This window comes from Kribbella sp. NPDC050241 (assembly GCF_044459685.1).
Classification (GTDB): Bacteria; Actinomycetota; Actinomycetes; order Propionibacteriales; family Kribbellaceae; genus Kribbella.
Genome location: NZ_JBITJE010000002.1, coordinates 775,225 through 787,262, shown reverse-complemented (window position 1 = coordinate 787,262; position 12,038 = coordinate 775,225). Strand labels below are relative to the sequence as shown.

Here is a 12,038-nt window from a genome sequence, read left to right as displayed (position 1 = left end):
GGCCGGCGGGCAATGGAGGAGGGGCCGGATGCTGCTTGGGTAACTGTGACGTGACGCACAGGAGAAGTGCGCGTTTCGTTCATATCGTTCTCGGTGCAGACTGTCCGCATGCGTCGCCGGCCGTGGGAACTGCGCCGCCAGGTTCTCTGGCTGCAGACGGTCACGGTCGCGATCCTGATCCTGATGGTGGCGATCACCATGGTCAGCCGCTCCCGCGCCCAGGCCGAGCGGGATGCGGCGGCTGCAGGCGTCGCGCCACCCGGCTGGTGGGAGCTGATCCGGCTCGACCTGCGCTCGATGCTCGGCGTCGCCAGCCTCATGCTCGGGGTCGCGATCGCCGGCAACGCGCTCGTCACCTGGCGGGTCCGCCGGGCCACCCGCGGCATGGGCACCCAGTCGCTGGCCCGGATGCTCGACTTCTACGAAGGCGTGCTGCACGCCGCCCGCGAAGGCCTGATCCTGCTGGACGCCGACGGCCGCGTCCAGCTCGCCAATGACGAAGCCCTGGAGCTACTCGGCCTGAGCGAGGTCATCCCGGGTACGCCGATCGAGGACCTGCATCTGCCCTCCACGCTCGCGGAGTTGCTGCGCGCGGGTAGAACGGCGTACGACGAACTCCACCTCGGAGTGCAGGGCGTGGTGGTCGTGAACCAGCAACCGTCACGCTCGGGCCGCATCGTGACGCTGCGAGACCACACCGAGCTGCAGCGGCTGCTCGGTGAGCTGGATGCGGTGAGAAGTCTGGCCGAATCCCTGCAGGCGCAGAACCACGAGGCGTCCAACCGGCTGCACACCGTGGTCAGCCTGATCGAGATCGGCAGGCCGGAGCGAGCCCGCGAGTTCGCGGTGTCCGAGCTGCAGTTCGCACAGGCGATGACGGATCGGGTGGTCGGTACGGTCGGCGATCCTGTGCTCGCGTCGCTGCTGCTCGCCAAGCTCGCACAGGCGCAGGAACGCGGTGTGGTGCTGACGCTGGAGCTCGGCCAGGAGCCGCTGAACACGCGGTTGCCCGCGCAGGATGTGGTCACGGTCGTCGGAAACCTGCTGGACAACGCGATCGAGGCCGCGCGGGGTGGTCCCGCTCCACGCCGGGTCGAGCTGCGGGCCGGTACGACGCGCGACGCGATCGACCTGATCGTCACGAACACCGGTGCGGAGCTGGGTGCGACCGAGCTGGCGCACATGTTCGACCGGGGCTGGACGACGAAGGCGGAGCCGGGACACGGACTCGGCCTCGTGCTGGTGCGCAGCACGGTCGAGCGCTGGCAGGGCACGCTGATGGTCGACCCGGACTCCGAGCTGGACGACGTACCGGCGCTGACTGTCCGGGTCCGGCTGCCGCGGGCGATGAGCGCCAGTGCCTGACCTGCGTGTCCTCGTCGTCGAGGACGACCCGGTCGCCGCGGAGGCCCATCGGACGTACGTCGATCGCCTGGAGGGCTTCACCTGCATCGGCGTCGCCGGTACGGCGGCTCGTGCGCTGCAGGTCCTGGCCCGTGGCGAGATCGACCTGGTGCTGCTGGACATGAACCTGCCCGACGGGCATGGACTCGACGTGGTCCGCCGACTGCGGGCCCTGGGCAACCAGATCGACGTGGTCGCGGTGACGTCGGCGCGCGAAGTCGCTGCGGTACAGGCCGCGGCACGGATCGGCGTCGTGCAATATGTGCTGAAACCCTTTGCCTACGAGACTCTGCGGGACCGGCTGACGGCGTACGCACGGCAGCGGCGAGCGGCCGAGGCCGGGCAGGTGGTCGCAGATCAGGACGAGGTCGACCGGTTGTTGCACCCAGCAACCGTCTCGTCGGTGCCGAAGGGTCTGGCCGGTTCGGTGCTGGATCGCGTCGTACAACTGCTCGGCAACCGGGAGGGATGGACGGCCGAGGAGGTCGCGACGTCGCTCGGCACCTCCCGGATCACCGCACGCCGCTACCTCGAGCACCTCGCCGACCAGGGACAGGCGCTCCGCACCCAGCGGTACGACGGCCGCAGCGGACGCCCGAAGGTCGAGTACTCCTGGGTCGCCGAGAGCTGACCCCAGTGTGCCCCGCACCCCGCCCCTCCGCCCGCTCTGGTGGGCTGACCCATCCGCGTGTGGGTTGGCCAACCGCACGCGATGGGCCAACCCGCAGTCTCGTGGGTCAACCCACCAGACCACGGCGCAGAAAGGTCCGGGGAGCGGCGCGGGGCGGCTGCGGAGGTGTGCGGGTTAGGAGCGGACCAGCGTGGCCCAGAGGTGGGGCTGGAGGGCCTGGCCCTCGGCGGCCATGTCGTAGGCCCAGAGCAGCTCGCCCTTGACCAGGCCGTAGAGGCGGTGGCCGGCGGTGACTTCCTTGGCGCTCACGGTCCGGGCGATGACGTCGGTCTGCAATTCGATCTTCGCGCCGTCGATGTCGCCGTACCAGATCTCGGCGAAGCCGGTCGGGTGGGCCAGGATGACCTCGACCTTGTTGTCCGGCTGCGGCCGCCAGAAGCCGGTCTCGACCGCCAGCGGGCGCTCCTTCGTGCCGTCCTCGCCGACCACGTAGGTCTGGCTGACGTAGTGCAGGTACGGCTTGCCGTTGTGGCTGAAGTCGATCTGCTGCCCGAACTCGAACTTCTCGATCGTCGGGTAGTCGCCGTGGCCGCGGCCTTCCCAGCGACCGAGCAGCCACGCGAGTGGGATCAGGTCGGGGTGCAGGTCCTGCGGGATCTCGAACGCCATCAGATCACTCAGTTCGCGCTGCGGCCGCGGTACAGCCGGTAGACGACGAAGGCCGAGAACCAGCCCATGAACACAACGACCAGGACCAGCAGCGTGGTGAAGATGACGTGCAACACGTCGGCCAGTCTAGGGGATACCGGCCCGGAAGCTTCGGTTACCGTGGCGTGATGTCTCGCACCCTGGTGATCAAGCTGACCGCAGGCGCCGAAGAGGCCGAACGCGCGAACCAGGCGTTCACCGTCGCCGCCACCGCCGTGGCCGCCGGAGCCACCGTCTCCCTATGGCTGACCGGCGACGCCGTCTGGTTCGCCGTCCCCGGGCGCGCCGAGACCTTCGAACTTCCGCACGCGGCGCCGCTGGCGGACCTGGTCGGCGCGGTTCTGGAGGGCGGGCAACTCACGGTCTGCACCCAGTGCGCGAAGCGCCGCGACCTCACCGAGGCCGACCTGCTCCCCGGCACCCGGATCGCCGGCGCCCCGGCGTTCACCGAGGAGATCCTCACCGACGGGACGCAGGCGATCGTCTACTGACGGTCCGGCCGTTCGCAAGCAGTAACCGGTGAACGGCGTTCGAGGCGGGCGATCTGCGTTGTAGTGGAAGCATGAAGCTTCCGGCGCCCCCGACGGAAAAGTCGTTCCCCTCCCCGCTGCACCATCCGCGGGTCGCGACGGTGATCGGACGCTGGCTCGGGATCGCGGTGACGATCTGCTTCCTCACCGGGCTGTTCAGCCACTTCCAGCAGGACACCCCTGGTTGGCTTCACATCCCGAGCCGGCCGGCCTCCCTGTACCGCGTGACGCAGGGGCTGCATGTCCTCAGTGGCACGATCGCCGTACCGTTGCTGCTGGCAAAGTTGTGGACCGTCTACCCCAAGCTGTTCGCCAAGCTCCCTTGGCCGCCTAGCCGACAGGCACTCGCGAGCGTCCTCGAGCGGCTGTCGATCCTGGTCCTGGTGTCCGCGATGGCACTCGAGTTGTTCATAGGATTCGTCAACACGCTGCAGTGGTATCCGTGGCCGTTTCCCTTCAAACAAACGCATTACGCGCTGGCCTGGATCATCATCGGGGCACTACTTGTCCACCTCGCGGTCAAGTTCCCGCTGATCGTCGCGCACTGGCGGCGTACGACGGACGAGGTGACCGACTCGTTGCCGCCAGCAATCACCGGACTGACCCGTCGCGGCCTGTTCCGGACCGTCGCCGGGGCGGCTGCGCTGGCCGGCATCACGTCGGTCGGGCAATCCGTGCCGACCCTCGGCCCGGTCGCGGTGCTGGCGCCTCGCAAGCCGAACGTCGGTCCGCAGGGCCTTCCGGTCAACCGTACGGCGCACGACGCGGGTGTCACCGGGATCGGACCGGACTGGCGCTTCACTATCAAGGGACCGCAGGAGCTGTCGTACACACTCGACGAGTTGCGGCAGCTGCCGCAGAGCCGGTCCGATCTGCCGATCGCATGCGTCGAAGGCTGGAGCCAGGGCGCCCGGTGGGAGGGCATCCCGATCCGCGATCTCCTGCAGCTGTGCGGTGCACCGGAGGGCTCGCGGGTCCGGGTGATTTCGATGGAGAAGGGCGGCTTCTACGCGACCAGTGAGCTCCCACCCGAGTTCGCCGGCGATCCGCTCACGCTGCTCGCGTTGCGCCTGAACGGCGGTGAGCTGGCCCTCGACCACGGCTACCCGGCCCGCATCATCGCCCCGAACCGCCCCGGCGTACTGCAGACCAAGTGGGTCCACCGCCTGGAGGTCATCGCATGAAACTCCGAGCATCCCTCGCAGCTGCCGGTATCGGCGTCGGCCTCTGGGGACTGTGGCTCCTGCTGGACGCAGTGCAGGTCCAAGCACTCATCCGGCTGCCGCTCTGGCTTGCCGGCGCGGTGCTGGCCGACGACTTCTTCCTTGTCCCGCTCACGATCGGAACCGGCTGGCTGGTGACCCGATGGTCCGCCGGTCCGGACCATCACCGCACCATCAGCACGGTCCGAACCACCTTGCTGTACGTCGGTCTGACCACACTGATCGCGCTCCCGCTGCTGCTGCGGCAGGGCAAGGGCGTCAACCCGACCGTGCTGCCGCGCAACTACCTCCGCGACTGGCTATTGCTGGAGGCAACGATCATCGTGGCCGGCGCGGTGTGGTTCGTGGTTCAGCGGTCGCGCTTCACGCTCAAGAGGTCGCGTGCCTCGTCCGGCGACATCGGCGGGCGCTGAGCCATCGTCGCGAGGGCAGCGGCGCGCTCGACCAGTTCGGCGTTGTGCGTGACCGGCTGGCCCTTCGCCAGCGTCAGCGTGTCCTCCATACCGACCCGGAGGTGACCGCCCTTCGACAAGGCGGCCAGCGCGACGTTGAGCGACGTACGCCCGATGCCTGTCGCTGACCAGGACGTGACGGCGGCGGGGAGCGCGTTGACGGCCGCCACGAGGGCATCCGTCGTACCGGGCATGCCGCCCGGGACTCCCATCACCAGGTCGCAGTGCACGCGGCCGCCGTACGGCAGGCCGAACTTGTCCAGCAGCCGGTGCAGCGCGGCCACATGCCCGAGGTCGAACAGCTCGAACTCCGGCACCACCTCGCGCTCCTGGCTCAGCTGGTAGAGCTCGGTCACGAACGGCCACGGATTCATGAACACGTCGTCACCGAAGTTGACGGTGCCCATCGTCAGCGAGCAGGAGTCGGGGCCGGCGTCGAGCACCCGGAGCCGGTGGTCGTACGGATCCGTCACCGCGCCGCCGGTCGACAGCTGCACGATCAGCCCGGTGTTCGCCCGGATCGCGGCGACCGCGTCGGTCAGGCGGCCGAGCTCGAGCGTCGGCCGGTGCTCACCGTCGCGGATGTGCAGGTGGATCATCGCCGCCCCGGCGGCTTCACACCGCTTCGCCGTCTCCACCAGTTCGTCGAGCGTGGTCGGCAGGGCCGGGCAGTCCGCCTTCGCGGTCTCGGCACCGGTCGGGGCAACGGTGATCAGAGTGGACGCCATGACCGGACCATATCCCGCAGGGCAGGATGGTTCCATGAGAGCTGTAGTACAGCGGGTGAGCCAGGCGTCGGTGACCGTCGACGGCGAAGTAATCGGAGCGATCGAGGGCCCGGGGCTTGTGGTCCTGCTCGGCGTCACACATGACGACACCGAGGAGAAGGCGAAGGCACTCGCCACCAAGATCTGGACCCTGCGCATCCTCCGCGACGAGCGGTCCGCGTCCGACGAGCAGGCACCGATCCTCGCGATCAGCCAGTTCACCCTGTACGCCGACACCCGCAAGGGCCGCCGCCCGTCGTGGAGCGCCGCCGCCCCAGGCCCGGTCTCCGAACCCCTGTACGACGCCTTCTGCGCGGCCCTGGAGTCACTCGGAGCCAAGGTCGAACGCGGCAGGTTCGGCGCCCACATGGACGTCGCCCTCGTCAACGACGGCCCCGTCACCCTCATCCTCGACGTCTGACACCCGTGACCGCCCCACGCGCCGTTGCTCGGCGGCTCCCGCAGGAGCCGGGCGTGTACCGCTTCCGCGACGACGCCGGCAAGGTTCTGTACATCGGCCGCGCGGTCAACCTCCGCCGCCGGGTGCAGTCGTACTGGACCCACCTCGGCGACCGGCCGCGGCTGGCCCGGATGGTCAACCGGATCGCGCGGATCGAGAGCGTGTGGTGCGACTCGGCGCACGAGGCGGCCTGGCTGGAGCGCAACCTGCTGGAGCACTCCAAGCCGCGCTGGAACCGCACGGAGGGCGGGGCCGAGGTCGTCGGCTACATCCGCTTCGACGACGGACCCCAGCGGCCGGGGCTGCGGTTCACGCACACCGTCAGCCCGGCGGCGCCGCACTTCGGTCCGTACCTGGGCGGATTGCGCGTACGGCAGGCGATCTCGGCGCTTCAGCGGGTACTGCCGTTGCAGTACACGGCGGACTCCAACGGATCGGTCCGTGAGTTCGCTGAGTTGTTCGGCATCGGGCCGGATGACCGCGAGGCACTGGCCCGGACGGCGTGCGCCGTACTCGAGCGTGATCCGGCCGCGGTGACAGCGTTGCGCGCCGAGCTCGTCCGTCGCCGGGATCGGGCCGCGGCCGGGCTCCGGTTCGAGTTCGCGGCCAAACTGCAGGACGAGCTCGCGGCGTTCGAGTGGATCGTCGCGGAGCAGAAGGTGTCCCGGCTCGAGCCGCAGGATGTCGACGTCCACGGCTGGTCGGACGGTGTGCTGGTGCGGTTCCGGATGCTCGGTGGGCGGATGCAGACCTGGACGCAGCAGGCGGTGACGGAGACGACCGCCCGCGACCGGGTGGAGGCTACGCCGGTTGCCTGGCGAACGTTCGCGCAACGCAACGCGGACCTCGCGGCGCGGTTGCGGCGGGAATAGCACCAGCCCCGGACCTGGATCGTGAGATCCGGGCCCGGGGCCGGGTGGGTGCTGTTCTGGGTCGGTGAGGTTCGACTCAGAAAGGTGCGTCGAGCTGGATCAGCTGACGACGCCGGCGGCCGAGTGGCCGACGACGACCTTGGTGTTCAGGCTGTAGACGTCGATCACCAGGGCGTTCACGGAGATGTACCGCTGCTGCCGCAGGACCTGGTTGAAGGTCAGCCGGGCGACACCCGGGATCTCCAGCGTCTTGTTCTCGCCGGTCGCGACCGGGTAGGTCTTGTTGCCGACCTTGATCGAGGCGATGCTCGAGGACGAGCTCACGCCGCCCTTGCCGTCCTTGGTCTTCCACGCCGACGCCGAGGACTCGATGGCGCCGATCGACAGGTTGCCGACCTTCACTCCACCGACGTGCGAGGTGAAGTTGATGTAGGACTTGTTCTCGCCGATGGCGCCGTTCTTCGTGGTGTAGACCGCACCCACGTAGGCGACCTTCGGGATGTTCAGCTCGCCGACGGCCACCTTCACCGTCTTGCCCTCAGTACCCTGGCAGGTGGTCTGAAGCGACGTCGGGCCGGAGACGGCCAGCTTGTCGGCGTTGGCCTTGGTGCCGTACGCGTCACCGATCACCAGCGCGGTGGCCGGCTTGGAGATCTCCGCGCGGGTCTTCAGCACCGCGACGTCGACACCCTCCGGGATGTACTGGTTCTTCACCGTCGCGTGCAGCACGACCGCCTGCGCGTACGAGTAGATGCCGGAGCTGGTCTTCACGCCACCGACACGGTTCAGCACGATGTAGCCCAGGCCCGGAACGGCGACCTTGGTGTTCCACTTCGGCTTGATCAGCGACGGCACCGAGAGGGCGCCGATCTTCACGCCGGCGAACGTCGTGTTGCCGGTGTAGGACAGCTGGCCCTTGGAGTACTTCGCCGTGGTGGTGGTCTTCACACCCGTCAGCGTGAGCAGGTTGCCGACCTTGATGTCGACGGCGGTCGCGTTGCTGGTGACGCCGGTCCCGCTGTTGTCGTTGAACGCGTGCGTGTCGGTCCGCACGCTGCGGGCGATCGCCTGGTTGTTCACGTTGGCCGTGGCGATGTCGTTCTTGTCGGCCTTCGTGGCGTCCGTGGTGCAACCGAACTTGCTGACCACCTGCGGGCCGCTGTTCGCCAGCCCGGATTCAACGTCGGTCCCGTACGAGTAGCCGCTGTATCCGAAAACCGGCGAGGCGGACGCAGAACCCGAAGTCAGCGCGATCGTAGAAGCCACGCCGACAACCGCCGCAACTCCGACGGCGGCGAGCTTCTTGTATCCGATGCGGGGTCGCATTGACCCCTCCTCCCTGAGTGATGACGTGACCCGAAGTGCGGGTCAGGACACAGACACAACTCAGCCGATTGCGGTAGGTGACGAGCTGACCCCGCTCCGAGACCAAACCGTTACCTGGCCGCCCGGCAGCCGAGATTTCCCGCCGTACCCGTAACTCGGGCACGATGACCGCAAAGCCCTGTACGGCGGCGGATCCGGACATGCCGAAGGGCCCGAACGCGCAAGGTCCGGGCCCTTCGGGGCTTACTTCAGGGTGGGCCACCGTCAGGTGGAGGTGGCACCATCAGTAACGATCGACGACTCAGACGGTGACGGACACCTCCGCGACCGCGCCGTACTGGGCGACCACCTGACGGTCGACCGGGTCGGCCTTCGGCGCCAGCGTGCGCAGCGTCCAGCTGCCCGGCGCCGCGAAGAACCGGAAGTGCCCGGTCGCCGACGTCGGCACCTCGGCGGTGAACTCGCCGGAGGAGTCCAGCAGCCGCACGTACGCGCCACCGACCGGCTCCTCGCCGCGCAGGACCTGGCCCTGGATGACGGCTTCCTTGTCGACGTCGACACCCTTGAGGTCGAGGCCGCCCTTCTTCGCTCCGCACATGTGTCAGGCCTTTCCGGGCTCGTCGCCCAGGGCAACGGGTACGCCGACCAGCGAACCCCACTCGGTCCAGGAACCGTCGTAGTTCTTCACGTTCGCCTGGCCGAGGATCTCGTGCAGCACGAACCAGGTGTGCGCCGAGCGCTCGCCGATCCGGCAGTACGCGATGGTGTCCTTGCCGAAGTCGACGCCCGCGTCGGCGTACAGCTTCTGCAGTTCGTCGTCGGAGCGGAAGGTGCCGTCGTCGTTGGCCGCCTTGCTCCACGGGATGCTCGCCGCGGTCGGGATGTGCCCGGCGCGCTGCGCCTGCTCCTGCGGCAGGTGGGCCGGAGCCAGCAGCCGGCCGGCGTACTCGTCGGGGCTGCGGACGTCGACCAGGTTCTTCACGCCGATGGCGTCCTTCACCTCGTCGCGGAAGGCGCGGATGTTCAGGTCCTGCGCCTTCGCGTTGTACTCGGTGGCCTCGCGCTTGACGACCTCGTCGGTCAGCTCGCGGCTGTCCAGCTCCCAGCGCTTGCGCCCGCCGTCGAGCAGCCGGGCGTCGCCGTGCCCGTACAGCTTGAAGTACCAGTACGCGTACGCCGCGAACCAGTTGTTGTTGCCGCCGTACAGCACGACCGTGTCGTCGTTCTTCACGCCGCGGTCGGACAGCAGCGCCTCGAACTGCTCCTGGCTGACGAAGTCCCGGCGGACCGGGTCCTGCAGGTCGTCCTTCCAGTCCAGCTTGATCGCGCCGGCGATGTGGCCGGCGTCGTACGCCGAGACGTCTTCGTCGACCTCGATCAAGACGACCCCGGCGTCGTTCTTGTGCTCCTCGACCCAGTCGGCCGAGACGAGCGCGGATTCCCTGCTCATGTGTGCTGCCTCTTCTCAGTTGGTAGCGGCGTTGGTGTCACGCGATGGCGTACGAATGCGGTGGATCAGCAGATAGGCCTCGCAACCGAGGCAGAGCCCGACGGCCGCGTTCACGAATGCGGCGACCAGGGCGAATCCGGTGGCGACGACGCCCAGCACCGTCGCACCGGTCAGATACCCGACCAGACCGACGACTGCGAAGACGAGGCCGACCAACTGCGCGAACCGCGGCGGAGCGGCATCCTCCAACTCCTTGGGCGGACCGAGCCGTGGCCGGATCAGCCGCTTGAACAGTTGCCCGTACGGCGATGCCTGGACGCCGAACGCGACCGAGATCGCGAACACCACGGTCTGCACCGCGAGCGGCCAGGCGCTGTTCAGTACGAGCGTCAGAGCCAGGAGCACCGTGGTGACGCCGGCCGCGAACCGGAGTCCCCGCGGGTCGACCTGGGAGTGTTTCACCGTGTGCTGTTGCGCCGTCCGATCGGACATGACGACTCCCGGAGAAGGAGTGGTTCGAGCCGGACCCGCCCGGGTCTGCGGGGAGACGACGTACGCGGAACCGTGCTCAGCGACCGGTTCCGCAGCGCTCGGGACGCCGCCTGGTCAGCGGCGACGACACAGCGACGAGCGCACCCGGCAGTTGTCCACTGCCCGGCGCTTGGTCAGCCATGTCGTGTATGCCACGGATCGAGACTACGGAAACCCGGGTGACTGTCCGACCCTGGTCCCATTGAGTGAGACAACTGATCAGATTTCGGACAGGCCTAGCTGGTCCGGACCACGTTCGTGGCGGCGACCTTGTCGTGCAGGGCCTGCTTCTTGTCGTCCCAGAGCGGCCAGAGGTAGTTGATCAGCGCGATGAAGCCGAACAGGGTGCCGATCAGCGGGATGGCGCCGAGCAAGCTGAGACCGATGATGAAGCCGTAGCGCTTCGCCACCGCCTGACCCGGCGGCAGGCCCGCGACGTCGCGCAGCCGGACCGAGATACCCAGCGCCATCTTGCCCGGCGTCGCGCCCTTCTTGGTCAGGAAGAAGTACTCGTAGGCGAAGGCAACAACCACGCCGATCAGCACAGCCGGGATCATCCACTTGTACGCCTCGGCCGGCAGAGCGGTGCTCGGCTGGGTGCTCCCCGCGGCCGCGGCGTCCATGGTGTCTTCGAGGTAGTCCCAGATCACCTGGAAGTACTGGTAGTAGAAGTAGCCGGTCAGCGGCAAACCGATGATCCCGACGATGATCGAGTCGAGGACACGGGCCCAGACGCGGCGCCACCAGCCGGACAGCGGCTGACCGTCCGGAGTCGAGGCCACCCGGAGTCCGGGGTAGCCGTAGCCGCCCTGCTGCTGCGGGTACGCGGGGTAGCCCTGCCCTTGTTGATGCGGCTGCCCGTACTGCTGGGGTTGCCCGTACTGCGGCTGCCCGTACTGCTGCGGCTGCCCGTACTGCTGGGGCTGTCCGTATTGCGCGGGCTGGCCGTACTGCGCGGGTTGGCCGTACTGCGGTTGGGTCGGCGGGCCGGACTGCCCTCCGCCGTACACCTGGCCGTGCTGGGCGGGCTGCCCGTACTGCTGACCTTGGTACGGACCGGGACCCTGCTGGCCACGGCGCTGATCAGTCCAGGCGTTGCCGTCCCAGTAGCGCTGCTGGGTCGGGTCCTGTGGGTCGTCGTACCAACCGGCTGGGTAGCTCACGGGCACAGCATTCCCTAAGAGGCGGTGCATCCGCCATCGGGTTGGCAGCTAACGGACGCCGTCTAGTGCGGCTGGCGGTCGAGCGCGGTCGCCAGCGCTGCGATCACGTCGGGTTTGCGCGGCGCACCACTGGCGCGCTTGACGACCACTCCGCTGCGGTCGAGCACCAGCGTCGTCGGGGTCCGCAGGATGTCGAGCCGCCGGACCAGGTCCAGGTGCGACTCCGCGTCGAGCTCGACATGGCGCACGCCGTCGACCATGCCCTCGACCTCGGCCAGCGTCCGCCGGGTCGCCCGGCACGGTGCACAGAACGCCGACGAGAACTGCAACAGCGTCGCCCGCTCTCCCAGTTCCGCACCGACCTCTGCCGCGGAAACCCGCTCCACGCCGTCCACTTCCCGCGTCACGACCTTCCGGAACCGCCCGTCCCACCACACCTTGGCCAGGCTGAACAGGACACCAGCGGCTACCGCCGCTACCAGTACCCACGTCCCCAGGCTCATAGCAATCCACAGTACGTC

The 12,038-nt window shown here is 68.5% G+C and carries 15 protein-coding genes; 7 read left to right on the top strand and 8 right to left on the bottom strand.

Annotation, left to right across the window (positions count from 1 at the left end; all coding sequences use genetic code 11):
* Positions 1 to 108: 108 nt before the first annotated feature.
* Positions 109 to 1,365, top strand: a complete 1,257-nt coding sequence (locus ACIBG5_RS11650; RefSeq protein ID WP_396391485.1) for a sensor histidine kinase — start codon at positions 109 to 111, stop codon at positions 1,363 to 1,365.
* On the top strand, positions 1,358 to 2,035 hold the full coding sequence (locus ACIBG5_RS11645; RefSeq protein ID WP_396391484.1) for a response regulator: 678 nt from the start codon (positions 1,358 to 1,360) through the stop codon (positions 2,033 to 2,035). The genes ACIBG5_RS11650 and ACIBG5_RS11645 overlap by 8 nt, the downstream gene beginning before the upstream one ends.
* A gap of 174 nt (positions 2,036 to 2,209) precedes the next feature.
* Here ACIBG5_RS11645 and ACIBG5_RS11640 read toward each other — a convergent pair whose 3' ends face one another.
* Complete coding sequence (locus ACIBG5_RS11640) at positions 2,210 to 2,704, bottom strand: FABP family protein (RefSeq protein ID WP_360443467.1); 495 nt, start codon at positions 2,702 to 2,704, stop codon at positions 2,210 to 2,212.
* Positions 2,705 to 2,871: 167 nt separating this feature from the next.
* Here ACIBG5_RS11640 and ACIBG5_RS11635 point away from each other — a divergent pair, with 167 nt between their 5' ends.
* The 3 genes from ACIBG5_RS11635 to ACIBG5_RS11625 all read left to right on the top strand — a co-directional run bounded on the left by ACIBG5_RS11635 (position 2,872) and on the right by ACIBG5_RS11625 (position 4,909).
* Complete coding sequence (locus tag ACIBG5_RS11635) at positions 2,872 to 3,234, top strand: DsrE family protein (RefSeq protein WP_360443465.1); 363 nt, start codon at positions 2,872 to 2,874, stop codon at positions 3,232 to 3,234.
* A 71-nt stretch (positions 3,235 to 3,305) separates the two neighbouring features.
* On the top strand, positions 3,306 to 4,457 hold the full coding sequence (locus ACIBG5_RS11630) for a molybdopterin-dependent oxidoreductase (protein WP_396391483.1): 1,152 nt from the start codon (positions 3,306 to 3,308) through the stop codon (positions 4,455 to 4,457).
* Positions 4,454 to 4,909, top strand: a complete 456-nt coding sequence (locus tag ACIBG5_RS11625; protein ID WP_396391482.1) for a hypothetical protein — start codon at positions 4,454 to 4,456, stop codon at positions 4,907 to 4,909. The genes ACIBG5_RS11630 and ACIBG5_RS11625 overlap by 4 nt, the downstream gene beginning before the upstream one ends.
* Here ACIBG5_RS11625 and ACIBG5_RS11620 read toward each other — a convergent pair.
* Entirely contained in the window at positions 4,846 to 5,676 is an 831-nt protein-coding gene (locus ACIBG5_RS11620) for a 3-keto-5-aminohexanoate cleavage protein (protein ID WP_396391481.1), read from the bottom strand. The genes ACIBG5_RS11625 and ACIBG5_RS11620 overlap by 64 nt on opposite strands.
* 34 nt (positions 5,677 to 5,710) lie before the next feature.
* On the opposite strand from ACIBG5_RS11620, the gene dtd reads away from it, so the two are divergent.
* Positions 5,711 to 6,136 carry a D-aminoacyl-tRNA deacylase gene (gene dtd, locus ACIBG5_RS11615; RefSeq protein WP_396391480.1) on the top strand — a complete coding sequence of 142 codons (426 nt, stop codon included), beginning with the start codon at positions 5,711 to 5,713 and terminating at the stop codon, positions 6,134 to 6,136.
* Positions 6,137 to 6,141: 5 nt separating this feature from the next.
* Positions 6,142 to 7,047, top strand: coding sequence for a GIY-YIG nuclease family protein (locus ACIBG5_RS11610; RefSeq protein WP_396391479.1), 906 nt, complete (start codon positions 6,142 to 6,144; stop codon positions 7,045 to 7,047).
* A 99-nt stretch (positions 7,048 to 7,146) separates the two neighbouring features.
* Here ACIBG5_RS11610 and ACIBG5_RS11605 read toward each other — a convergent pair whose 3' ends face one another.
* The 6 genes from ACIBG5_RS11605 to ACIBG5_RS11580 form a co-directional block, all read right to left on the bottom strand.
* Complete coding sequence (locus ACIBG5_RS11605) at positions 7,147 to 8,373, bottom strand: choice-of-anchor P family protein (protein ID WP_396391478.1); 1,227 nt, start codon at positions 8,371 to 8,373, stop codon at positions 7,147 to 7,149.
* A 301-nt stretch (positions 8,374 to 8,674) separates the two neighbouring features.
* Positions 8,675 to 8,971: a DUF1416 domain-containing protein gene (locus ACIBG5_RS11600; RefSeq protein WP_131518391.1), complete on the bottom strand. Its 297-nt coding sequence runs from the start codon at positions 8,969 to 8,971 to the stop codon at positions 8,675 to 8,677.
* A gap of 3 nt (positions 8,972 to 8,974) precedes the next feature.
* Positions 8,975 to 9,823: a sulfurtransferase gene (locus tag ACIBG5_RS11595; protein WP_396391477.1), complete on the bottom strand. Its 849-nt coding sequence runs from the start codon at positions 9,821 to 9,823 to the stop codon at positions 8,975 to 8,977.
* Between the two features lie 15 nt (positions 9,824 to 9,838).
* Positions 9,839 to 10,315 (bottom strand): DUF4395 domain-containing protein, encoded by a 477-nt coding sequence (locus ACIBG5_RS11590; protein WP_396391476.1) that lies wholly within the window; start codon positions 10,313 to 10,315, stop codon positions 9,839 to 9,841.
* A gap of 275 nt (positions 10,316 to 10,590) precedes the next feature.
* Entirely contained in the window at positions 10,591 to 11,517 is a 927-nt protein-coding gene (locus ACIBG5_RS11585; RefSeq protein WP_396391475.1) for an RDD family protein, read from the bottom strand.
* 62 nt (positions 11,518 to 11,579) lie between these two features.
* Positions 11,580 to 12,020: a TlpA family protein disulfide reductase gene (locus ACIBG5_RS11580; protein WP_396391474.1), complete on the bottom strand. Its 441-nt coding sequence runs from the start codon at positions 12,018 to 12,020 to the stop codon at positions 11,580 to 11,582.
* Positions 12,021 to 12,038 lie beyond the last annotated feature (18 nt).